The sequence below is a fragment of the Nocardia sp. NPDC060249 genome (genome assembly GCF_042728755.1).
In the GTDB taxonomy this organism is placed as follows: Bacteria; Actinomycetota; Actinomycetes; order Mycobacteriales; family Mycobacteriaceae; genus Nocardia.
The window spans coordinates 63,088-84,819 of the sequence record NZ_JBHXAQ010000010.1; the positions used below are offsets into that span (position 1 = coordinate 63,088).

Here is a 21,732-nt window from a genome sequence, read left to right on the forward strand (position 1 = left end):
TTTGCCACGACGTCGCTGTGGCGTCCGCGAGTTGGCGGTGGTCGTGAGGTCACTCACATCACCGCGGGGTGCGGGCGAGGGTCACCGATCGCCGGTCATCGGCGGTGTAGTGGGCACCGGCTCCCGCGCCGCGGCCTTGGCGGCCTTGTGACGGCTGAATCCACGCTTGCCCATCAGGGCGAGCACCAGCACGAACAGCACCGCCGCGATGATCGCGCCGACCAGGCAGGCGCCGCGGAACGCGGGCGCGTCGACATCCAGAATTCGCTGACCGGCGTGTGCGGCATTGTTGCCACCGAGCACGATCGTCAAGGTCATCAGATTCGGCAGCGCACAGGCCAGCGCGACGATCACCGCCGCGCCCGCCATGAACTTGCCGCCCTTGCGCTTCCACACCCGCACCGCGAATATCAGCAGCAGCAGTGGTACCAGGGTGAACGCGAACCCGTAGACAAGGCCCCACCAGATGCCCGAGCTGAAACTGCCGTGCACCGTGTTGGCCAGCCGCTGCGCCCACCAGCGGGGGATGAACGAGGACAGGATGAAGTAGGCGGCCACCAGCACCGCCACCGTGGCGAGCGTGATGATCGCCCGGTTGCGCCATACGACGGCGGTGGATTTTTGACCGCTCGACTGCACCTCGCCGGTTGTCATCTGCTCAGCGTAGGTGCGTCGGGGTCGCCGGGCGTCGATCCACCGCCCGGCGATTCGCCGACCGGTACTACTCCCGGGTGGTGCTGCGTTCGCGCAGGAAGGCCAGTGCTTCGTCGGCGTGCACGGCCGCCCGCAGCTCACCGGTGACGATCTTGAGAATCGTGCCGTCGGTGTCGATCACGAAGGTGTGCCGCTTCACCGGGGCGAGCTTGCCGAGCAGTCCACGCTTCACACCGAAGGCGGCGGCCACCGCGCCGTCGCTGTCGGACAGCACGGGGTAGTCGAGGCGCTGCTTGGTGGCGAAACCGGCCTGCACCTCGGTGCTGTCGGTGCTGATGCCGACGCACGAGGCGCCCAGCGCGGCGAACTCGCCGCTCAGATCACGGAAGTGGCACGCCTCGGCGGTGCACACCGGGGTATTGGCGGCGGGGTAGAAGAAGAGCACCACCGGGCCGTCGGCGAGCAAGCCGTCGAGCGAGCGGAGCTGGGCGGACTGATCGGGGAGCTCGAACTGCGGAGCGCGCTGGCCTGGCTGCATGCCCAGACAGTAACGACCGGCGGCCGAGTAAGGAAGATCCCCGCTCGCGGTGGCGAACGGGGATCTTCCGGGGCCTACTGCTCGAGCAGCGCCGCGATGTCGGGATTGCGGATCTGCATCACGTCGAGGATGCCGTGCGCGCGCAGCAGTGGTTCCAGCTCGCGGATGCGGTCGCTGTGCCCGGCGTACTCGTCGGGGAAATTCTTCTTGTCGAGGTCCTGGATGGCCTTGGCGTAGGTGACGAACGAATTGATCGCGCTCGTCGCCACCGCCTGCTGGCCCGGACCGTAGTGCTGCTGCGACGGGACGGCCAGCAGGCCGTCCTGTGCGCCCTGGTGCGAGGGGTACAACATTGCTCCTCTCGGAAAGGGGATACCGCATGCGACATGGAACCCGGGCGAGTGTAGTGATGCCGGTCACTGCCCGATTCGGCGCGGGGTCGGGTCCGCGCGCGTCGGCGGTGGCGCGCCTGGGATGATGGGCAGATGCAGGGCGCGTCGACACCAACCACCACGACCCGCGAACAGTTCCGGCTGCTCGCCGCCGAGCACCGGGTCGTCCCGGTGACCCGAAAGGTGCTGGCGGACTCCGAAACTCCGCTCTCGGCCTATTCCAAACTGGCGGGCGACCGGCCGGGAACCTTCCTGTTCGAATCCGCGGAGAACGGGCGTTCGTGGTCGCGCTGGTCGTTCATCGGCGCGGGCAGCCCGTCGGCGCTGACCGTGGTGGACGGCGAAGCCGCCTGGCTCGGCACGGTGCCCGTCGACGCGCCCACCGGCGGTGACCCGCTGCGCGTGCTGCACGAGACCCTCGAATTGCTGCGCACCGAACGGCTGCCCGGGCTGCCGCCGCTCACCGGCGGCATGGTCGGTTTCCTCGGCTACGACGCGGTGCGCCGGATCGAACGGCTGCCCGAACTCGCCACCGACGATCTGCAGCTGCCCGAACTGGTGCTCATGCTGGCCACCGATCTGGCCGCGTTCGACCATCACGAGGGCGCGATCACGCTCATCGCCAACGCGGTGAACTGGGACGGCACCGATTCCCGGGTCGACGCCGCCTACGACGACGCCGTCGCCCGGCTCGACCGGATGACCGCCGCGCTGGCCACCCCCGCGCCCTCCACGGTGTCGGTCTTCGATCAGCCCGAGCCGCAGTTCCTGCGCAGGCGCACCACCGAGGAATTCGGGGCAGGCGTGCGCCGCCTGATCAAGGAGATCGAGGCGGGCGAGGCGTTCCAGGTGGTGCTCTCGCAGCGCTTCGAAATGGACTACACCGGATCCCCGCTCGCGGTCTACCGGATGCTGCGGGCCTCGAACCCGAGCCCGTACATGTATCTGATGCACATCCCCGACGGCGAGGGCGGTACCGCCTTCTCGATCGTCGGCTCGAGTCCTGAATCGCTGGTCACCGTGAAAGACGGCGTGGCGACGACACATCCGATCGCGGGCACCCGCTGGCGCGGCGAGAGCGCCGAGGACGACATCCTGCTCGAGAAGGACCTGCTGGCCGACGAGAAGGAGAACGCCGAGCACCTGATGCTCGTCGACCTCGGTCGCAACGATCTGGGCCGGGTCTGCCGTCCCGGCACGGTGAAGGTCACCCAGTACCGCCACGTGGAGCGATACAGCCACGTGATGCACCTGGTCTCGACGGTGTCCGGGACGCTCGCCGAGGGCAAGATCGCGCTCGACGCGGTGCGGGCCTGCTTCCCCGCGGGCACGCTGTCCGGCGCGCCGAAGGTGCGGGCGATGGAGCTGATCGAGGAGCTGGAACCGACCCGGCGCGGCGTCTACGGCGGAGTGGTGGGCTACCTCGACTTCGCCGGCGACGCCGACACCGCCATCGCCATCCGCACCGCCCTGCTCAAGGACGGCACCGCCTACGTCCAGGCGGGCGCGGGCGTGGTCGCCGATTCCGATCCGGTCTACGAGGACACCGAGGCCCGCAACAAGGCCATGGCGGTGCTCAAGGCGATCGCGGCGGCGCAGACCCTGCGCACCTACGAAGGCGGGGACCTATGACGGCCACGCCCGGAGCAGACCACACCGATTCCGCCGACCCGGCGGACTCGTCGGCCGACGGTTCGAACTCGTCGGCCGCACGTCCCGCCGAGGTGGCGAGCGTGCGGGCCACCGGAGCCACGGCGGCGAAGCCGATCGTGCCGGTCGTGTTGCTCGCGCTGGCGGCGGCCGGGCTGTGGGCGGCCTCGCGGATGACGTGGGTGACGGTGTACTCGGCCGACGGGCTCACCGAACCGCGCACCGACGACCTCAACGGTGGCGTGTGGTTCGGCGCGCTCACCCCGCTCGCGCTGGTGCTGGTCGCCTCGATCGCGGCGGTGTTCGCGGTCAAGGGCGTGCTGCGGCAGCTGCTCGGGGTGGTGATCTCGGTCGTCGCCGCGGCCGCCGCGGTGCCGGGCTTCGCGCTGGCCGTCGGCGCGGGCAAGACCGCCGACCGGGCGGGGACGCTGGCCGAACTGCCGGTGCGCGCGGTGGTCAGCTCCGCCGACACACACCTGGGGCCGGCGATCCTGTCGATCGTCGCGGCGTGCCTGGCACTGGCCGCGGGCATCCTGCTCACCCGCCGCGCCGGCGAACACACCGAGGTCTCCGACAAATACGACAACCCGGTGTTCCGCAAGGCCGACGCCAGCGCCGCGGTGAGCAAGCAGAACGCGGAGACCGGAACCGCGGCACCACTGTCGGACCGGGTGCTGTGGGACGCGCTCGACGCGGGCACCGACCCGACCGATACCCCTGACGCCCCCGGCGCCGGTCCGGCCGGGGAGAGCAAGTGACCGGCAGCACCCCCGCCGCAGTGACACGCGCGGCGGGCATTTATTCTTTACCAGCATCGGTGAGACAGCGCCCGAGGGGACTCTCGGGCGAGAAGTGCGTCTCCCCAGAAAGGATTCGAGCCAGATGACGGTACTCGACTCGATTCTCGACGGGGTCCGGGCGGATGTTGCCGCTCGCGAAGCCCTCCTCGATTTTCAAGCGATCAAAGCTGCTGCCGCCGCGGTCAAGGGGCCGCTGGACGCACACGCCGCGCTGCACGAGGACGGAATCGGTGTCATCGCGGAAGTGAAGCGAGCCAGCCCCTCCAAAGGCGCGCTCGCCGACATTCCCGATCCCGCCGTGCTGGCCAAGGCCTACGAAGACGGGGGCGCGCGGATCATCAGCGTGCTCACCGAGGGCCGCCGCTTCGGTGGATCGCTCGACGACCTCGATGCCGTGCGCGCCGCCGTGAACATCCCGGTGCTGCGCAAGGACTTCGTCGTCGGCCCGTACCAGATCCACGAGGCCCGTGCCCACGGCGCCGACGTGATCCTGCTGATCGTGGCCGCGCTCGAACAGGACGTGCTCGCCTCGCTGATCGACCGCACCGAATCCCTCGGCATGACCGCCCTGGTGGAGGTGCACACCGAGGAGGAGGCCGACCGCGCCCTCGAAGCCGGTGCGACGGTGATCGGCATCAACGCGCGCAACCTCAAGACCCTCGAGGTCGACCGCGACGTGTTCGCGCGGATCGCGCCCGGTCTGCCCTCGGAGGTCATCCGGGTGGCCGAGTCCGGCATCCGCGGCACCGCCGACCTGCTGGCCTACGCCGGTGCGGGCGCCGATGCCGTGCTCGTCGGTGAAGGCCTGGTGACCAGCGGCAACCCGCGTTCGGCCGTGTCGGAACTGGTGACCGCGGGCACGCACCCGTCCTGCCCCAAGCCGGCCCGGCGGAGCATCCGATGACGGTGCTGCCCCCGGCGAGCGCCGGCGTCGCCCAGCACTCCGACTACGAACCCGACGCGGGCGGCCACTTCGGCGTCTACGGCGGGCGTCACGTCCCCGAGGCGCTGATGGCCGTGATCGAAGAGGTCACCGCCGAGTACGACAAGATCCGCACCGACCGCGGCTTCCTCGACGAGCTCGACCGGCTGCAGCGCGACTACACCGGCCGTCCGTCGCCGGTGTTCGAATGCACCCGGCTGGCCCCGCACGCGGGTGGCGCGCGGATCTTCCTCAAGCGTGAGGACCTCAACCACACCGGCTCGCACAAGATCAACAACGTGCTCGGCCAGGCATTGCTCGCCAAGCGGATGGGCAAGACGCGCGTCATCGCCGAGACCGGAGCGGGCCAGCACGGCGTCGCCACGGCCACCGCGTGCGCGTTGCTCGGCCTCGACTGCGTGGTCTACATGGGCGCGGTCGACACCGCCCGCCAGGCGCTCAACGTGGCCCGTATGCGGCTGCTCGGCGCCGAGGTGATCCCGGTGACCTCGGGTTCGCAGACGCTCAAGGACGCGATCAACGAGGCACTGCGCGACTGGGTCACCCACGCCGACGACACGTTCTACTGCTTCGGCACCGCGGCCGGTCCGCACCCGTTCCCGCTGCTGGTCCGCGATTTCCAGCGCGTGATCGGCCTGGAGGCGCGCGAGCAGATCCAGCTTCCGGCACAAGCGGGCAGACTGCCCGACGCCGTGGTGGCCTGTGTCGGCGGCGGTTCCAACGCCATCGGCATCTTCCACGCCTTCATTCCCGACACGGGTGTGCGCCTGGTCGGTTTCGAGGCGGCCGGTGACGGCGTCGAAACCGGACGTCACGCCGCCACCTTCACCGGTGGCACGCCCGGCGCGTTCCAGGGCGCCTACTCGTACCTGCTGCAGGACGAGGACGGCCAGACCATCGAATCGCATTCGATCTCGGCCGGTCTCGACTATCCGGGCGTCGGCCCCGAGCACGCCCATCTCAAGGACATCGGCCGCGCCGAATACCGGCCGATCACCGACACCGAGGCGATGGACGCGCTGCTGCTGCTCTCACGCACCGAGGGCATCATCCCGGCGATCGAGTCCGCGCATGCGGTGGCGGGCGCGCTGAAGCTGGGCGTGGAGCTCGGCGAGGGCGCGGTCATCCTGGTCAACCTGTCCGGTCGTGGTGACAAGGACATGGACACGGCGGGGCGCTGGTTCGGTCTGTTCGATGATGATGCTGAGGAGCACCAACAGTGAGTCAGCAGTCGCGTCTTGCGAACACCTTCGCTGCCGCGCGCAGCGAGGGCCGGGCCGCACTGATCGGCTACCTGCCCGCCGGTTATCCCGATCTGGCCGGTTCCATCGCCGCGTGCCGTGCGCTCGTCGAATCCGGCTGTGACATCGTCGAGGTCGGCGTCGCCTACTCCGATCCCGTGATGGACGGCCCGGTCATCCAGGCCGCCGCCGAGCAGGCGCTGCGCAGCGGGGTGCGCGTGCGCGATGTGTTCTCCGTCGTCGAGGCGATCGCCGATGCCGGTGGTCAGGCCGTGGTGATGAGCTACTGGAACCCAGTGCTCAAGTACGGCGTCGACACCTTCGCCCGCGACCTGGCCGCGGCCGGTGGCGCCGGCATCATCACGCCGAACCTGATCCCCGACGAGGCCGACGACTGGTTCGTCGCCTCGGCCACGCACAACCTGGATCGCATCTTCCTGGTCGCGCCGTCGTCGACCGAAGAGCGTCTGGTCAAGACCCTCGAGGCCTCGCGTGGCTTCATCTACGCGGCCTCGACCATGGGTGTGACCGGTGCCCGCGACGCGGTCTCCTCGGCCGCGCCCGCGCTGTGCTCGCGCATCCGCGCGCACTCCGACATCCCGATCGGCGTGGGCCTCGGCGTGCGCTCGGGGGCGCAGGCCGCCGAGATCGCCGCGTACGCCGACGGCGTGATCGTCGGGTCGGCGCTGGTCTCGGCTGTGCCGGAGGGTCTCGACGCCGTCCGCGCACTGACCGCCGAACTGGCCGAGGGTGTGCGCTCGGCGACCGTTCGCTCCTAGCAGTTTGCACGAGGGGCCCGGCTGCTGAGGTGCGGCCGGGCCCCTCGCTCGTCACCGGCACGTCGTCCGCCGTCCGGGTCGCGGCAACACGCCCGTAAGCCTCTCCACTAACGTGGGCCGGGTGAACTCAGTCCTGGCCTACATTCCGAGTCCGCCCCAGGGGGTCTGGCAACTCGGACCCTTCCCGCTGCGGGCATACGCGCTGTTCATCATTCTCGGCATCGTCGTCGCCATCTGGTGGGGTGAACGGCGGTGGCGTGAGCGCGGTGGTCAGCCGGGTGCCGTGCTCGATGTCGCGATGTTCGCGGTGCCGTTCGGCCTGGTCGGCGGCCGGATCTACCACGTCGCCACCGACTGGCAGAAGTACTTCGGGGAGGGCAAGCACCCCGTCGAGGCGCTCTACATCTGGCAGGGCGGTCTCGGCATCTGGGGCGCGGTGTTCTTCGGTGCCATCGGCGCCTGGATCGGCTGCCGGATATACAAGATCCCGCTGCCCGCGCTCGGCGACGCGGTCGCGCCCGCGGTGCTGCTGGCCCAGGCGATCGGCCGGCTGGGCAACTACTTCAACCAGGAGCTCTACGGACGCGCCACCGACCTGCCGTGGGGTCTGGAGATCTACGAGCGGTTCGACCCGGAGACCGGCGCGCGCGACATGATGAACGGGGTGTCGACCGGGCGGGTGCTCGAGGTCGTGCAGCCGACGTTCCTGTACGAGCTCGTCTGGAACGTGCTTGTCGTGATCGGCCTGGTGCTGCTCGACAAGCGCTACAAGATCGGCCACGGACGGCTGTTCGCGCTCTACGTCGCGGGCTACAGCTTCGGCCGGTTCTTCGTCGAGTTGCTGCGCAGCGACGAAGCCACCCACATCCTCGGCATCAGGATCAACTCCTTCACCTCCGCACTCGTCTTCCTCGGCGCCATGGCCTACTTCGCCCTGGCGACCAAGGGCCGCGAGACGCCGGCGCAGTTGCAGCCCGACGGCGAGCCGCGCCCGTGGCCGTGGCAGTTCTCCGCGCTGCGCGCCGCCGGCGCGGCCGAGCGCACCGTGCCGTCGACGACCTCCGAGAGCGAGGCTGTCGATGTCACGAAGAAGGCGGATTCCGCTGCGGGGAAACAGGATTCGGCCGATTCGAATGATGTGTCCGATTCCGCCGGCCTCGATGACGCCAAGACGGTCACCGACGCGAAGAAGTCCTGATCCGCGACAGTTTTCGTGGAATCGACGGGCGTCCGGCAACATTGCGGACGCCCGTCGCGATATTCCGGGGTATGGCGAGAGCCGCTCGGGGAAGCACCCGACAAGACAACGGTGGGCAGGACCGGCAACAATGACCCGTGATCGTCGCGGGCGCACCGCCGTTCGGCCGATCGCCACTGGCCGGGGGCCACGACGGGTACCCGCACGAATGATGGAGGACATGAGTGACCGACCCCTACAACCCCAATCCACAGTACGGCCCTGACCTGAGCAAGCAGCCCGACTCCGGTTCGCAGCCGCAGTACGGCCAGCCGGCCTACGGTCAGCCCTCCGATCCGTACGCCCAGCAGCCGCAGCAGCCCGGCTACGGTCAGCCGCAGTACGGCGCGCCGCAGCCGCAGTACGGTCAGCCCGCCGACCCGTACGCCCAGCAGCCGCAGCCGGGGTACGGCGCCGCGCCGTACGGGGCCATGCCGCAGGGCTACAACCCGAACGACCCGGAAGCCCCTTACGGCCGGGACATGTACGGCGTGCCGTTCTCGGACAAGCAGAAGCTGATGGCCGGTCTGCTGCAGATCTTCCTCGGCAGCTTCGGCGTCGGTCGTTTCTACCTCGGCTACACCGGTCTCGGCATCGCCCAGATCGCGGTGACCTGGTTGACCTGTGGTCTCGGCGCCATCTGGCCGCTGATCGACGGCATCATGATGCTCACCGGCAAGGTGCCCGACGCGCAGGGTCGCCCGCTGCGCGACTGATTCCTGCCCACACGGGGATGAACGGGTGCTCTGCTACGGCGGGGCACCCGTTTCGGGTTCACCCACCGGTGTTTCGATCACGGTGAGCGATACTCTGTGTCGGTCTGTGGCGGCGCCGTAGCGTCGCTTGGCCTGCGCGTGCCCCCTACGCGCAGCGGAGAAAGGGATGTCCGTGCGCAAATTCATCGCCGCCGCCGTACTCGCTGTGGTCGCCGCGACGGGCCTGTCGGCCTGCTCGTCCGCGTCCGACCCGAATGTGCTGAAGATCGGTACCGAGGGCACCTACGCGCCGTTCAGCTACCAGGAGGGCGGCACGCTCACCGGCTACGACGTCGAGGTCGCGCGCGCGGTCAGCGAGAAGCTCGGCAAGCAGGTGGAATTCGTGCAGACCCCCTGGGACTCGATCTTCGCCGGTCTCGAGTCCCGGCGTTTCGATCTGGTCGCCAATCAGGTCACCGTGAATCCCGAGCGCACGGCCAAGTACGCGCTGTCGCAGCCGTACACGACCTCCGAGGGCGTGATCGTCACCAAGGCCGACAACACCGCCATCACGTCGCTGGCGAGCCTGGCGGGCAAGACCACCGCGCAGTCGGCCACCAGCAACTGGAGCAAGGTCGCGTCCGGCGCGGGCGCGAAAGTCGAAGCAGTGGAAGGGTTCGTGCAGGCAGTCCAGCTGCTCAAGGCCGGTCGGGTCGACGCCACGGTCAACGACACCCTCGCGGTCGGTGAGTACACCAAGAAGACCGGCGACACCGGCATCAAGATCGCGGCGCAGACCGGCGAGACCAGCAAGCAGGCCTTCGCCGCCCGCAAGGACGACGCCGCGCTCATTTCCGACGTCGACAAGGCGCTGGAGCAGTTGCGTGCCGACGGCACCCTGGCCCGTCTGTCGGAGAAGTACTTCGGCACCGACGTCAGCAAATAGCGGATGGATCCGGCTACCTGGGAGCTGATCCGGCACAACCTGGTACCGATGCTGAAGGCCACGGTGACGATGACGTTGCCGCTCACGGCCGTCAGCTTCGTCATCGGCCTGGCGATCGCGGTCGGTGTGGCGCTGGCGAGGATGTCGACGCGGCGGGTGCTCTCGGCGCCCGCCCGCTTCTACATCTCGATCATTCGCGGCACCCCGCTGCTGGTCCAGCTGTTCATCGTGTTCTACGCGCTGCCGCAATTCGGGATCGTCATCGATCCGTTCCCGGCGGCGGTGATCGCGTTCAGCCTCAATGTCGGCGGGTACGCCGCGGAGGTGGTGCGCTCGTCGATCATGAGCGTGGCGTATGGACAGTGGGAGGCGGCGCAATCGCTGGGCATGACCTATGTCCAGACGCTCTGGCACATCGTGTTTCCGCAGGCCGCCCGGATCGCGGTGCCCCCGCTGTCGAACACCTTGATCTCTCTGGTCAAGGACACCTCACTGGCCTCGACCATCCTGGTCACCGAGCTGCTGCGGACCGCCCAACTCGCCGCCGCGCCCACCTTCGACTTCTTCGCCCTCTACGGCGTCGCGGCGCTGTACTACTGGGTGATCTGCCTGATCCTCGGCTTCGGTCAAACCCGTTTGGAAACAAGACTTTCCAGACATGTCGCTGTCCGGTGACAACTGATTTCGTAAACACATGGGTAACTCGTCGGGAACGCTCGGCCCCCGTCCCGCCGAAACCGCCGGTCCGGTCGCCGGCCGGCTACGACCCTCCGACCGGCCAAATTCACGCAGAGGCGGATGAGCATTAGGCTGGGGGCCGTGATGCGACGGACGAAGATTGTGTGCACCCTGGGGCCGGCCACTGCTACCCAGGATCGTATTCGTGAGCTCGTCGAAAGCGGCATGGATGTGGCCCGGCTGAACTTCAGCCACGGCGACCACGCCGACCACGCCGACAACTACAAGATGGTCCGCGCGGCCTCGGACGAGACCGGCCGAGCGGTCGGCATCCTCGCCGACCTCCAGGGCCCCAAGATCCGCCTCGGCCGCTTCGCCGACGGCAAGACCGTGTGGGCCAACGGCGAGCAGGTGCGGATCACCGTCGACGAGGTCGACGGCACCCACGACCGCGTCTCGACCACCTACAGGGAGCTCGCGCAGGACGCCCGAGCCGGTGACCGGCTGCTGGTCGACGACGGCAAGGTCGGCCTCACGGTGGAATCGGTCGAGGGCAACGACGTCGTCTGCCGGGTCACCGAGGGCGGCCCGGTGAGCAACAACAAGGGTCTGTCGCTGCCCGGCATGAACGTGTCGGTGCCCGCCCTGTCCGACAAGGACGTCGCAGACCTGGAATTCGCCCTGGAACTGGGCGTCGACTTCATCGCACTGTCCTTCGTTCGCTCGCCGTCCGACATCGAACTCGTGCACGACATCATGGACCGCGTCGGCCGCCGGGTCCCGGTGATCGCCAAGCTGGAGAAGCCCGAGGCGATCGAGAACCTCGAGGCGATCGTGCTCGCCTTCGACGCGGTGATGGTCGCCCGCGGCGACCTCGGGGTGGAGCTGCCGCTCGAGCAGGTGCCGCTGGTGCAGAAGCGCGCGATCCAGATGGCGCGCGAGAACGCCAAGCCGGTCATCGTCGCCACCCAGATGCTCGAGTCGATGATCGAGAACTCCCGGCCCACGCGCGCGGAGGCCTCCGACGTCGCCAACGCGGTGCTCGACGGCGCCGACGCGGTGATGCTGTCGGGGGAGACCTCGGTCGGCGCGTGGCCGATCGACGCGGTGCGCACCATGGCCCGCATCGTGACCGCGGTCGAGTCCGAGACGTCGCGGGTGCCACCCCTGACCCACGTGCCGCGCACCAAGCGCGGCGTGATCTCCTATGCCGCCCGCGACATCGGCGAGCGGCTCAACGCCAAGGCGCTGGTGGCGTTCACCCAGTCCGGTGACACCGTGCGCCGCCTGGCCCGCTTGCACACCCCGCTGCCGCTGCTGGCGTTCACCCCGCTGCCGGAGGTGCGCAGCCAGCTCACGCTGACCTGGGGCACCGAGACGTTCATCGTGCCCATGGTGGACACGACCGACGCGATGATCCACCAGGTGGATCAGGCGCTATTGTCGCTGGAGCGTTATCGCAAGGGTGACCTGGTGGTCATCGTCGCCGGTTCCCCTCCGGGTACCGTCGGTTCCACCAACCTGATCCACGTGCACCGCATCGGCGAAGAGGACCACTAGTAGTGAGCAGTTCGATCGATATCGAGACCACCCAGGGCGAGCCGACACCCGATCTGCGGGTGTTGCTCGACCTGCTCGACCTCGAGTCGATCGGCGAGGACACCTTCTTGGGCAACCATCCCGAGAAGGTGTGGAGCCGTACCTTCGGCGGGCAGCTGGTGTCGCAGGCGATCATCGCCGCCGGTCGCACGGCGGGGGAGCGGCCGCTGCACGCGATCAACGCGCATTTCGTGCGCGGCGGCGACGTGAAGAAGCCGATCGAATACCACGTGCAACGCCACCGCGACGGCCGCGCGCTCGCCAACCGGACGGTGACCGCCAGCCAGGACGGCCAGGAGCTGTTCGTCATGCTGGCCGCGTTCCAGGACTGGGGCAAGGGCCTGGAGCACGCGCACGAGGGCCCGGATGTGCCGGATCCCGAGACCCTGCCCCGGGTGGAGGAGAGCTTCGTCGGCTTCGAGGACAAGCTGGAGATGTTCATCAAGGCGCCGCACCCGATCGACATGCGCTACACCAACGATCCGTCGTGGATTCTCAAGGGCACCGGCGAGAAGCTCAACCACAACCGGGTCTGGATGCGCACCGACGGCTCGCTGCCGGATGATCAACTGCTGCACGTGGCCGCGCTGGGCTACTCCTCCGACACCACCGTGCTCGATTCGATCATCACCACGCACGGTTTGTCGTGGGGGCTGGACCGAATTCTCGCGGCGACGGTGAACCACTCGATGTGGTTCCATCGCCCGTTCCGGTTCGACGACTGGGTGCTCTACTCCACCGAGTCGCCGGTCGCGGCCGGTTCGCGTGGTCTGGCGACGGGCCGGTTCTATTCGCGCACAGGCGAATTGATCGCCACGACCGTCCAGGAAGGCGTCATCCGGCACTTCCCGGCTCGCTGAGCGCCGCGGTGGTGCCCCGCTGAGGGCTCGAAGCAGGCCGGATGGCTCAACGCAGTTCGTGGTCGAGTTCGGGGGCGACGACGTCGGTGCGCTGATGGGCGCGCAACGTGAAGGGCACGCCGTGCGCGTGATGCGGCGGGGCCGCGCCGTACACGGCCAGCGCCAGTCCGCGCTCGAGGTCGGCGATGTCGGCGTCGGTGAGATCGGCCGGATCGCCGACCAGGCTCAGCGCGATCTCGTAGGTGTTCTCCGCGCTCGGCTCGCGGCCGGGACAGCCACTGCGCCACTGTGATTCGAGTTCGTGATGAACCGGATCGCTCGCGTCGACGGGCATGGTGAACCGCCAGGCGTAGACGTCGCGCTCGTGTACGTGGTCGTCGAGGACCGTCCGGACACTGGCGACGATGCGGTCGAGGATCTCCGGCGTCACGTACACATGGAGCGAAACATCCGAAATGCGTTTCGGCAAGTCTGTAGTCCCGTCGTGTGTCGAACCTGCAAGGGGTAACCACCCACGTCCGCGCCGAAGTCTAATCCCTGCGAGCCGTGGCGAACAGCCCTAGCTCAGCGCCCGCGCTGCGCGGCGAGGAATGCCGACAGGGGGCCGCCGGGTCCACCGGGAGCTATCACGAGGCCGGGGCGATCGATGCCGCCGGACAGTTTCGTCTGTTCGTGGGGGGCGAGCGCGCCCAGCACGGGGAACAGCAATTCGGCGATACGGTCGCCGACCTCGAGGAACGCCGCGGGCGAAAGGCCGATGGGGTCGGCGATGTTCTCACGGCCCACATAGGCCAGGTTGTTGCGCGCGTGATGCAGTGCGGCAATGGATTTCGCGCCGGTGACCTTGGCGATGCGATGGGCCTCGGCGAGAGTGAAGGTGCGCGGGGCGGTACCGAAGGCCAGTTCACCGACCTGGTCGCGTAACGAATCGGTCATCGTCAGCACCAGATCGGCGCGATCGACCATCTCGGGCTTGAGCTTTCGGGCCTTGAAGCCTGCGGTGTCCCCGCCGAGGCCCTGGATGGTCTCAGCGGCCATCGGGTCGGGCGGAAAACCGACAAGAGCCCTGGTGCCCGCGCTCTCCGCGGTGAGGCCGGGTAGGCCGTGCTCCGTCGCGAACGCCCGGGTGAGCCGTTCGGCGATCACCGACCGGCAGACATTGGAGTTGCAGACGAAGAGCACGTGCATACCGACACCGTAATCGGGTCGATTGTCACGGAGTAGGCCAGAATTGTAACCATCACAAGCGCGGTACTACTTATTCACCTTTCGGTTGAGCGCCGTACATCATTCACGATGCGCAAATCTGTTGTGTGTGACCGTGATACCCGCGAGATAGGGTCAGGAAACCTCACCGTGATCTGTGTCGGTTGTCACTCTTTCGGGTCATAATAATTCGATTCGGAAATAACCGGCGGCACGGACGGCGGGGTGCCGTGCACGCGGCCCCTGGTGGAGAACATCGGCCCGCGCGCGGGGACCACCGGCGCGAACGCCGCCAGGCCCGTCGAGGACGACATGTCGTCGTAGACCGCGTCGATGCCGCCGCGGCGAAAGTAGGCCTCGTGCCAGAAGCCGGTGCCGCCCGAATCGCGCAGGAATTCGCCCCACCACTGCCGGTGCGGTTCCGATCGCGTCCAGCGCTCGAGCGAATCCAGATCGCGCCAGTACTGCCGGGCGCCCCAATGTGGCGGAAACATCGACCACACGATGTCCTCGTGCCGCAGCAAGCCGTCGGGTCGGTCGGCATGTGAGCGATACAACTTCGGGCCGACGCCGAGCAGCCGCAGCATGCCGCGCGGGGTGCGTACCCGCATGCCGAGCAGGATCATCACCAGGTCGGGATAGGAATCCAGGTCGACCGTCGTTCTGTGCACGCGCATGATCGCAGCCCCTTCCACGGTGCTCTCACGGGGTACTACGGGGCAGGGCGGCGTCCGGTTCGACCGGCGGTTCGCTTCCCGGCGCGCCGAGACGCTATAGTGACCGCGGTGCGCCGGGTTGGCGGAACTGGCAGACGCGACGGTCTCAAAAACCGTTGTCCGGAAGGACGTGTGGGTTCGAGTCCCACACTCGGCACCACGGCGGAAGCGCGGCGAAGGCAGTCGCGCTCCGCGGGGGAGTATCCGGCGCAGGGTGTGCGCGATCTCATCGCAGGCGCATTCTGCGCCGAAGCGAAAGGTACTCTTTACATCGCCAGTCGTGGTGTGATCGACAGGCATCGGAATCCAGAGGGGTCGAACCTATGAGCACGAATGCAGCCGGCGCCACGCGTGAGGCCGCGGCCAAGCGGGTCGTCGTCGCCGAGGATGAGGCCTTGATCCGGATGGACCTCGTCGAGATGCTCAAAGAAGAGGGCTACGACGTCGTCGGTGAAGCGGGCGACGGGCAGCAGGCCGTGGAGCTCGCCGAGGAACTGCGCCCCGATCTGGTCATCATGGACGTGAAGATGCCGCGCCGTGACGGTATCGACGCCGCCGCCGAGATCGCGTCGAAACGTGTTGCGCCCGTGGTGATCCTGACTGCTTTCAGTCAGCGTGATCTGGTGGAGCGCGCGCGTGACGCGGGCGCGATGGCCTATCTCGTGAAGCCGTTCACCAAGTCCGATCTGGTCCCCGCGATCGAATTGGCGGCCAGTCGTTTTCATGAGATCACCGCGCTGGAAACGGAAGTCGCGAATCTCTCGGACCGGTTGGAGACCCGTAAGCTGGTCGAGCGGGCCAAGGGTGTGCTCATGCAGACCCAGGGGCTGTCGGAGCCGCAGGCCTTCAAATGGATTCAGCGCACCGCGATGGATCGCCGTACGACGATGAAGGCGGTCGCCGAAGTCGTGCTGGAGAACCTCACCCCGCAGTGACGCGGTTCTGCTCTTACTCCCCGCGCGGGCCGGAAGCAGAAAATGTTTACGTAAGCGAAACAATAATGTGAACTATTGCTGGACAACCGACCTCCGACATGATGCGAATGTGATGCGGATCTAACAAAGCGGCGATATGTTCTCTGCGGGCTGAACGTGGTCGGCCCCCTCGGTGAACCCGGGGAGCACAGGACATAGAGGTGAGACGTGCTCAGTTCGACATGGCGCAGTCGGTCGACGCGAGGAGTTCTGGTTATCGGAGCTGCCGCGTCGTTGGTGTTGTCCGGATGCAGTGACAAGTCGTCCGATGGCGGCGGTGGCGGCAACACCGATCTCTCCATCCAGTCGGTCGTTCAGCTCGATACCGAGGGTAAGGCCGTCGCGACAACCGACGCCGGTGCGGCCGCGGACCCCGCAGGCGACGGCAAGGCCAAGTGCGCGCCCCTGACCCTCGGCATGGCGGGCCCGCTGACCGGCGGCAATGCCGCCCTCGGCATCAACATCATCATGGGCGTGAAGCTCGCGCTCGACAAGCACAACAAGGCCAACCCGGACTGTCAGGTCTCGGTGAAGCAGTTCGACACCGAGGGCAAGCCGCAGATCGCCAGCCAGGTGGTCCCGACGATCGTCGCCGACCCCAACATCGTGGCGCTGGTCGGTCCGACTTTCTCGGGCGAGACCAAGGCGACCGGCCAAATCCTCAGTGAGGCGGGCATGCCCACGCTGACGGCGTCGGCCACGAACCCCACGCTGACCCAGAACGGCTGGAAGACCTTCTTCCGCGGCCTGGGTAACGACAACTCGCAAGGCCCGGCGGTCGCGAACTACCTGACCGGCGAGAAGGGCTTCAAGAAGATCTGCGTCGTGCAGGACAACACCGATTACGGTGCCGGTCTGGCGCAGGCGTTCATCACCGCCGCGGGCCCCGCGGCCGACGCCTCCTGCGGGACGAGCGTCAAGGAAGGTGACAAGGACTTCTCGGCAGCGGTGTCCAAGCTGTCCGCGGCCAAGCCCGACGCCATCTTCTACGCCGGGTACTACGCCGAGGCCGCCCCGTTCGTGCAGCAGCTGCGTTCCGGCGGCGTGACCGCGGCCTTCGTTTCCGCCGACGGCAGCAACGATCCCGAGTTCGTCCGTCAGGCCGGTTCCTCGTCCAAGGACGCGCTGCTGTCGTGCCCGTGCAGCCCGGCGCCGGAGAAGTTCGCCGCCGATTACAAGGCGCTCAACGGCCAGGCTCCCGGCGTCTACTCCGTCGAGGGCTACGACCTGACCACGATCCTGCTCAAGGGGATCGACGCCGGTAAGGTCACCCGCGCCGAGCTGGTCGACTACGTCCGCAACTACGACGGCACCGGTGTCGCCCGCCAGTACAAGTGGGGCGAGACCGGCGAGCTGGCCAACATCCAGATCTGGATGTACCAGGTCAAGTAGTTCCGATGACGTGTGCAGCGGTGCGCGTGGCTGTGTAGCCACGCGCACCGCTCGCCTGACGCGAGAGTAATCATGACATCAGCGGCTTCGCTCGGTGTGACCCTGTTGGCCGAGGGGTCCATCGATTTCAACATTTCCGGGGTGATCGACCAGTTCTGGAAATTGACCGTGGACGGTCTCACCTACGGCTCGATCTACGCCCTGGTGGCGGTCGGCTACACGCTGGTCTACGGCGTGCTTCGCCTGATCAACTTCGCTCACTCCGAGATCTTCATGCTCGGCATGTTCGGCACCTACGTGGGACTGGAACTGCTCGGCTTCGCACCCAGCGGCAACGTGTATTCCCAGGGTGTGCTGCTGACAGTCCTCTACCTGGGCCTGGCGATGCTCTTCGGCATGCTCGTCTCGGGCATCGCGGCGGTGGGGCTGGAACGAGTCGCCTACCGGCCGCTGCGCAGGCGCGGCGCGAAACCGCTGGCCTTCCTGATCACCGCGATCGGTATGTCGTTCGTGATCCAGGAGTTCGTGCACTACATCCTGCCCAAGATCAAGCCGGGTCTCGGCGGCTCCAACGCCCAGACCGGTATCCGGCTCGTGGAGCCGAAGGTGCAGTTCACCTTCCTCGGCGCGCAGGTCACCAATGTGGCGCTGGTGATCATCGCCGCGGCCGTCGTGCTCGCGATCACCACCGAAATCGTCATCAACAGAACCAAATTCGGCCGTGCCATCCGCGCGGTCGCCCAGGACCCCGACACCGCGACCCTGATGGGTGTCTCGCGCGAGCGGGTCATCGTGTTGACGTTCCTCATCGGCGGTCTGCTGGCAGGCGCGGCCGCGATGCTGTACACGCTCTACATTCCCACCGGCATCATCTTCTCCGGCGGTTTCATCCTCGGTATCAAGGCGTTCAGCGCCGCGGTGCTCGGTGGCATCGGCAACCTGCGCGGCGCCCTGCTCGGCGGGTTGATCCTCGGCATCGCCGAGCAGTACGGGCAGATCCTGTTCGGCACCGAATGGCGTGACGTGGTCGCGTTCGTGCTGCTGGTGACCGTGCTGATGTTCCGGCCGACCGGCATCCTCGGCGAGAGCCTGGGGAGGGCACGCGCATGACAGACCTGACGAAAACCCCGAAAGCACCTGTCGCGCAGCAGGATCGGCGTGGCATCGGCGACGCGATCCGGGTCTGGTGGGACGGACTCTCGCGTCCGGCCCAGTGGGCCGTCGGCGTGCCGATCATCGCCCTGCTGGCGCTGATGCCGTTGTTCCCGCCCCCGCTGCTCGACACGCCGGGCGTGAGCTTCGGCGGCGTGATGGCGCAGTTCGCCATGTATGCGCTGATCGCCATCGGCCTGAACGTGGTGGTCGGCCAGGCCGGCCTGCTCGACCTCGGTTATGTCGGCTTCTATGCCGTCGGCGCCTATACGGTCGGCCTGCTGACCAGCCCGAACAGCCCGTGGAATCAGACCGACGGCGGCTGGCTGCAACCCGGCTGGGCGTGGGTGGCCTGCCTGCCGATCGCGATCGCGCTGACCGCGCTCGCGGGTCTGATCCTCGGCGCGCCGACCCTGCGGCTGCGCGGTGACTACCTCGCGATCGTGACGCTGGGCTTCGGTGAGATCGTCCGGCTGATGGCCGACAACCTGGGCGACCTCACCAACGGCAGCCTCGGCCTGTCCAAGATCGCCTATCCCGCCGTCGGCGAGTCCGAGGCGCACCCCGGTGGCTTCTTCTCCCCGGGCAACCTCGGCGACACCAGCAGCTGGAATCCCTTCCAGCGGGCCAGCAACGGCACCTGGTGGTTCTGGCTCGGTATGGTCTTCGTGATCGTGGTGCTGCTGATCATCGGCAACCTCGAGCGCAGCCGGGTCGGGCGCTCCTGGGTCGCCATCCGCGAAGACGAGGACGCCGCCGAGATCATGGGCGTGCCGACCTTCAAGTTCAAGCTGTGGGCGTTCGTGATCGGCGCCTCGGTCGGCGGTCTGTCCGGCGCGATGTACGCCGGTCAGGTCACCTATGTGAATCCCAAACAGTTCGACATCATCTTGTCGATGTTGTTCCTGTGCGCGGTGGTGCTCGGTGGTTCGGGCAACAAGCTCGGCGTGATCGTCGGCGCGTTCCTCATCGCCTACCTGCCGATGCGGTTGCAGTCGGTGCAGCTGGTGTCCAGCGAGTCGACCGGTTATCTGTTGCTCGGCCTCGATGTCGCGCTGCTGATCGGCCTGTGGTTGCTGTGGCGGTGGAAGAAGGACGCGCTGGCCACGTGGGTCCGGCGGACGGTGATCGGCGTGGCGATCGTGGCGGTGATCTTCGGCTTGCTGCTGTTGGGCAGTGTGTTGCTGTTCCGTCCGGGCGGCGCCCAGAACCTCGGTGACCTGAAGTACCTCTACTTCGGCATCGCGCTCGTGGTGATGATGATTCTGCGGCCACAGGGTCTGTTCCCGGTGCGGCAGAAATTGCTCGCCTACGGCAGACAGGTGTACCAGGCGGTCGTGCGCAAGCCGGCGGCCGAATCGATCGGAGCAGGGCAATGACGGGGCCGGGCGCGGGAGACGCGCTGTACGACAACGAAGACATGAAGGCCGGCTACCAGCCGCCGCCCGAGGTCGAGCCGACAGGTGAGGTCGACGTCACCGCGGTGCTGCCCGAACTCGCCGATGCCGAGACCGTCGCCGAGGTGGTCGCGCCGCATCGCGAGATCGAGACCGCGGTGGGCGAGCCATTGCTGCGCACCGACGGTCTGACCGTGAAGTTCGGCGGTCTGACCGCGTTGGACGGGGTCAGTTTCGAGATCCGCCGCGGCGAGATCCTCGGTCTGATCGGCCCCAACGGCGCGGGCAAGACCACCTGCTTCAACGCGATCACCGGCGTCTACAAGCCCTCGGCGGGCAGCGTGCACTTCGACGGTCAGCCGCTGGCCAAGACCAAGCGCAACGAGATCACCCGGATGGGTATCGCGCGCACGTTCCAGAACGTGCGGCTGTTCGGCGAGATGACGGCGCTGGAGAACGTGGTCGTCGGCACCGACGCGCGCCACACCACCTCGGTGCCCGGCGCGGTGTTCCGCACGCCGAAGTTCAAGCGCGAGGAGCGTGACGCCATCGAACGCGGCATGGCGCTGCTCGAGTTCGTCGGCATCGCGCCCCGTGCGGTGGAAAAGGCCCGCAACCTGTCCTACGGCGATCAGCGCAGGCTCGAGATCGCGCGGGCGCTGGCCACCGAGCCCAAGCTCCTGTGCCTGGACGAGCCGGCCGCCGGTTTCAATCCCAGCGAGAAATCGGCGCTGATGGATCTGATCCGCAAGATCCGCGACGACGGCTACACCGTGCTGCTCATCGAGCACGACATGCGTCTGGTGATGGGCGTGACCGACCGGATCGTGGTCCTGGAATTCGGGCGCAAGATCGCCGACGGCCTGCCCACCGAGGTGCGCGAGGACCCGGCGGTGATCGCGGCCTACCTCGGCGTGCCCGACGCGGACACGATCGAGGAAGTGCGCGAGGGATCGGTCGCCGCCGCGGAGGAGGGGGCGACGCCGGTGGCCGACGCCGTGCAGGTGCGATCGCGGGACGAGCCGGAGGCCGTGGTCGAGACCGAGACGCCGCTGCTCGAGGTCCAGGACATGGTCGTGAACTACGGCCGGATCGAAGCGCTGCACGGCATTTCGCTCTCGGTCGCCCAGGGTGAACTGGTGACTCTGCTCGGCGCCAACGGCGCGGGCAAGACCACCACCATGCGGGCGATGTCGGGCCTGCTGCCGCTCACCTCGGGCCGAATCCTGTTCCAGGGCAAAGACATCACCACCATGAAAGCGCACGATCGGGTGGTCGAGGGTCTCATCCAGGCGCCGGAGGGTCGCGGTGTCTTCCCGGGTATGACGGTCGCGGAGAACCTCGACATGGGGTGCTACGGAAGGCCTTTCGAGAAGAAGACCGAGTACCAGCAGACCCTGGACTGGGTCTTCGAGCTGTTCCCCCGGCTGGCCGAACGCCGCAAGCAGATCGGCGGCACGATGTCGGGCGGTGAACAGCAGATGCTCGCCATCGGCCGCGCCCTCATGGCCCGCCCGAAGCTGCTGCTGCTCGACGAGCCCTCGATGGGTCTGGCCCCCATGGTGATCCAGCAGATCTTCCGGATCATCAGCGAGATCAACCGACAGGGCACCACCGTGCTGCTCGTGGAACAGAACGCCCAACAGGCCCTGACCCGCAGTGATCGCGCCTACATCCTGGAAACCGGCGAGGTCACCAAGTCCGGCCCTGGTAGCGCGTTGCTCACCGACCCCGCGGTGATGTCGGCCTACCTCGGCGTCGATTGATCCCTTCTCGGTCCAGCCCGGCCCCTCGGCGCGCTCACTGCGAGCGCGCCGGGGGGCCGTTCCGCTTTCGGGCTGCGAGCCGCCACGATTGCTGTCGGTGGGGGTGCCTAGACTCTG

Annotated in this window: 22 protein-coding genes, 1 tRNA gene and 1 pseudogene; 18 read left to right on the top strand and 6 right to left on the bottom strand. The window is 67.7% G+C overall.

Features of this window, described 5'->3' with window-relative positions; all coding sequences use genetic code 11:
- Positions 1–81 precede the first annotated feature (81 nt).
- The 3 genes from ACFWFP_RS27405 to ACFWFP_RS27415 form a co-directional block, all read right to left on the bottom strand.
- Positions 82–654 (bottom strand): permease, encoded by a 573-nt coding sequence (locus ACFWFP_RS27405; RefSeq protein ID WP_379299677.1) that lies wholly within the window; start codon positions 652–654, stop codon positions 82–84.
- A gap of 67 nt (positions 655–721) precedes the next feature.
- A complete protein-coding gene (locus tag ACFWFP_RS27410) occupies positions 722–1,192 on the bottom strand; it encodes a peroxiredoxin (RefSeq protein WP_379299679.1) in 471 nt (156 codons plus the stop codon).
- Positions 1,193–1,266: 74 nt separating this feature from the next.
- Positions 1,267–1,545 carry a hypothetical protein gene (locus ACFWFP_RS27415; protein WP_379299681.1) on the bottom strand — a complete coding sequence of 93 codons (279 nt, stop codon included), beginning with the start codon at positions 1,543–1,545 and terminating at the stop codon, positions 1,267–1,269.
- A 132-nt stretch (positions 1,546–1,677) separates the two neighbouring features.
- Here ACFWFP_RS27415 and ACFWFP_RS27420 point away from each other — a divergent pair, with 132 nt between their 5' ends.
- From ACFWFP_RS27420 to ACFWFP_RS27470, 11 genes are all read left to right on the top strand, one after another.
- Complete coding sequence (locus ACFWFP_RS27420) at positions 1,678–3,216, top strand: anthranilate synthase component I (protein WP_379299683.1); 1,539 nt, start codon at positions 1,678–1,680, stop codon at positions 3,214–3,216.
- Complete coding sequence (locus tag ACFWFP_RS27425) at positions 3,213–3,992, top strand: TIGR02234 family membrane protein (protein ID WP_379299685.1); 780 nt, start codon at positions 3,213–3,215, stop codon at positions 3,990–3,992. The genes ACFWFP_RS27420 and ACFWFP_RS27425 overlap by 4 nt, the downstream gene beginning before the upstream one ends.
- 124 nt (positions 3,993–4,116) lie before the next feature.
- Complete coding sequence (trpC, locus tag ACFWFP_RS27430) at positions 4,117–4,938, top strand: indole-3-glycerol phosphate synthase TrpC (RefSeq protein ID WP_056824640.1); 822 nt, start codon at positions 4,117–4,119, stop codon at positions 4,936–4,938.
- Complete coding sequence (gene trpB, locus ACFWFP_RS27435) at positions 4,935–6,200, top strand: tryptophan synthase subunit beta (protein ID WP_379299687.1); 1,266 nt, start codon at positions 4,935–4,937, stop codon at positions 6,198–6,200. Before trpC ends, trpB begins: the two co-directional genes overlap by 4 nt.
- Positions 6,197–6,997: a tryptophan synthase subunit alpha gene (gene trpA / locus ACFWFP_RS27440; RefSeq protein WP_378637179.1), complete on the top strand. Its 801-nt coding sequence runs from the start codon at positions 6,197–6,199 to the stop codon at positions 6,995–6,997. Before trpB ends, trpA begins: the two co-directional genes overlap by 4 nt.
- Positions 6,998–7,118: 121 nt before the next feature.
- A complete protein-coding gene (gene lgt, locus ACFWFP_RS27445; RefSeq protein WP_379299689.1) occupies positions 7,119–8,195 on the top strand; it encodes a prolipoprotein diacylglyceryl transferase in 1,077 nt (358 codons plus the stop codon).
- Positions 8,196–8,419: 224 nt separating this feature from the next.
- Positions 8,420–8,950, top strand: coding sequence for an NINE protein (locus ACFWFP_RS27450; RefSeq protein ID WP_378995669.1), 531 nt, complete (start codon positions 8,420–8,422; stop codon positions 8,948–8,950).
- 172 nt (positions 8,951–9,122) lie between these two features.
- Positions 9,123–9,875, top strand: coding sequence for an amino acid ABC transporter substrate-binding protein (locus ACFWFP_RS27455; protein ID WP_379299845.1), 753 nt, complete (start codon positions 9,123–9,125; stop codon positions 9,873–9,875).
- Positions 9,876–9,878: 3 nt separating this feature from the next.
- Positions 9,879–10,550, top strand: a complete 672-nt coding sequence (locus ACFWFP_RS27460; RefSeq protein ID WP_379299691.1) for an amino acid ABC transporter permease — start codon at positions 9,879–9,881, stop codon at positions 10,548–10,550.
- A 144-nt stretch (positions 10,551–10,694) separates the two neighbouring features.
- A complete protein-coding gene (gene pyk, locus ACFWFP_RS27465; RefSeq protein ID WP_379299693.1) occupies positions 10,695–12,113 on the top strand; it encodes a pyruvate kinase in 1,419 nt (472 codons plus the stop codon).
- Positions 12,114–12,115: 2 nt separating this feature from the next.
- Positions 12,116–13,012, top strand: a complete 897-nt coding sequence (locus tag ACFWFP_RS27470) for an acyl-CoA thioesterase (protein ID WP_379299695.1) — start codon at positions 12,116–12,118, stop codon at positions 13,010–13,012.
- Positions 13,013–13,058: 46 nt separating this feature from the next.
- Here ACFWFP_RS27470 and ACFWFP_RS27475 read toward each other — a convergent pair whose 3' ends face one another.
- The 3 genes from ACFWFP_RS27475 to ACFWFP_RS27485 all read right to left on the bottom strand — a co-directional run bounded on the left by ACFWFP_RS27475 (position 13,059) and on the right by ACFWFP_RS27485 (position 14,895).
- Positions 13,059–13,442 carry a hypothetical protein gene (locus ACFWFP_RS27475; protein ID WP_379299697.1) on the bottom strand — a complete coding sequence of 128 codons (384 nt, stop codon included), beginning with the start codon at positions 13,440–13,442 and terminating at the stop codon, positions 13,059–13,061.
- A 134-nt stretch (positions 13,443–13,576) separates the two neighbouring features.
- Positions 13,577–14,200, bottom strand: coding sequence for a low molecular weight phosphatase family protein (locus tag ACFWFP_RS27480; RefSeq protein ID WP_379299699.1), 624 nt, complete (start codon positions 14,198–14,200; stop codon positions 13,577–13,579).
- 185 nt (positions 14,201–14,385) lie between these two features.
- Positions 14,386–14,895, bottom strand: coding sequence for a monooxygenase family protein (locus tag ACFWFP_RS27485; RefSeq protein WP_379299701.1), 510 nt, complete (start codon positions 14,893–14,895; stop codon positions 14,386–14,388).
- Between the two features lie 112 nt (positions 14,896–15,007).
- On the opposite strand from ACFWFP_RS27485, the gene ACFWFP_RS27490 reads away from it, so the two are divergent.
- From ACFWFP_RS27490 to ACFWFP_RS27520, 7 genes and pseudogenes are all read left to right on the top strand, one after another.
- Positions 15,008–15,094, top strand: a tRNA-Leu gene (locus ACFWFP_RS27490).
- A 163-nt stretch (positions 15,095–15,257) separates the two neighbouring features.
- The gene (locus ACFWFP_RS27495; protein WP_056824610.1) at positions 15,258–15,869 is read left to right on the top strand and encodes an ANTAR domain-containing response regulator; all 612 of its coding nucleotides are present in this window, start codon (positions 15,258–15,260) and stop codon (positions 15,867–15,869) included.
- 273 nt (positions 15,870–16,142) lie between these two features.
- A complete protein-coding gene (locus tag ACFWFP_RS27500; RefSeq protein ID WP_378637157.1) occupies positions 16,143–17,300 on the top strand; it encodes a branched-chain amino acid ABC transporter substrate-binding protein in 1,158 nt (385 codons plus the stop codon).
- Positions 17,301–17,372: 72 nt separating this feature from the next.
- Positions 17,373–18,410, top strand: coding sequence for a branched-chain amino acid ABC transporter permease (locus tag ACFWFP_RS27505; RefSeq protein WP_379299703.1), 1,038 nt, complete (start codon positions 17,373–17,375; stop codon positions 18,408–18,410).
- Entirely contained in the window at positions 18,407–19,831 is a 1,425-nt protein-coding gene (locus ACFWFP_RS27510; protein ID WP_379299705.1) for a branched-chain amino acid ABC transporter permease, read from the top strand. The genes ACFWFP_RS27505 and ACFWFP_RS27510 overlap by 4 nt, the downstream gene beginning before the upstream one ends.
- A 41-nt stretch (positions 19,832–19,872) precedes the next feature.
- Positions 19,873–20,736 (top strand): annotated as a pseudogene (locus ACFWFP_RS27515) (ABC transporter ATP-binding protein); the annotation flags it as partial.
- Between the two features lie 183 nt (positions 20,737–20,919).
- The gene (locus tag ACFWFP_RS27520; RefSeq protein ID WP_379299847.1) at positions 20,920–21,615 is read left to right on the top strand and encodes an ABC transporter ATP-binding protein; all 696 of its coding nucleotides are present in this window, start codon (positions 20,920–20,922) and stop codon (positions 21,613–21,615) included.
- Positions 21,616–21,732: the final 117 nt, after the last annotated feature.

What these genes read in the sequence shown, in the direction of transcription:
- ACFWFP_RS27405 (WP_379299677.1), bottom strand. Translation starts at nt 654, where the DNA reads ATGACAACCGGCGAGGTGCAGTCGAGCGGTCAAAAATCCACCGCCGTC.
- ACFWFP_RS27410 (WP_379299679.1), bottom strand. Translation starts at nt 1,192, where the DNA reads ATGCAGCCAGGCCAGCGCGCTCCGCAGTTCGAGCTCCCCGATCAGTCC.
- ACFWFP_RS27415 (WP_379299681.1), bottom strand. Translation starts at nt 1,545, where the DNA reads ATGTTGTACCCCTCGCACCAGGGCGCACAGGACGGCCTGCTGGCCGTC.
- ACFWFP_RS27420 (WP_379299683.1), top strand. Translation starts at nt 1,678, where the DNA reads ATGCAGGGCGCGTCGACACCAACCACCACGACCCGCGAACAGTTCCGG.
- ACFWFP_RS27425 (WP_379299685.1), top strand. Translation starts at nt 3,213, where the DNA reads ATGACGGCCACGCCCGGAGCAGACCACACCGATTCCGCCGACCCGGCG.
- trpC (WP_056824640.1), top strand. Translation starts at nt 4,117, where the DNA reads ATGACGGTACTCGACTCGATTCTCGACGGGGTCCGGGCGGATGTTGCC.
- trpB (WP_379299687.1), top strand. Translation starts at nt 4,935, where the DNA reads ATGACGGTGCTGCCCCCGGCGAGCGCCGGCGTCGCCCAGCACTCCGAC.
- ACFWFP_RS27460 (WP_379299691.1), top strand. Translation starts at nt 9,879, where the DNA reads ATGGATCCGGCTACCTGGGAGCTGATCCGGCACAACCTGGTACCGATG.
- ACFWFP_RS27480 (WP_379299699.1), bottom strand. Translation starts at nt 14,200, where the DNA reads ATGCACGTGCTCTTCGTCTGCAACTCCAATGTCTGCCGGTCGGTGATC.
- ACFWFP_RS27485 (WP_379299701.1), bottom strand. Translation starts at nt 14,895, where the DNA reads ATGCGCGTGCACAGAACGACGGTCGACCTGGATTCCTATCCCGACCTG.
- ACFWFP_RS27495 (WP_056824610.1), top strand. Translation starts at nt 15,258, where the DNA reads ATGAGCACGAATGCAGCCGGCGCCACGCGTGAGGCCGCGGCCAAGCGG.
- ACFWFP_RS27505 (WP_379299703.1), top strand. Translation starts at nt 17,373, where the DNA reads ATGACATCAGCGGCTTCGCTCGGTGTGACCCTGTTGGCCGAGGGGTCC.
- ACFWFP_RS27510 (WP_379299705.1), top strand. Translation starts at nt 18,407, where the DNA reads ATGACAGACCTGACGAAAACCCCGAAAGCACCTGTCGCGCAGCAGGAT.
- ACFWFP_RS27520 (WP_379299847.1), top strand. Translation starts at nt 20,920, where the DNA reads ATGGTCGTGAACTACGGCCGGATCGAAGCGCTGCACGGCATTTCGCTC.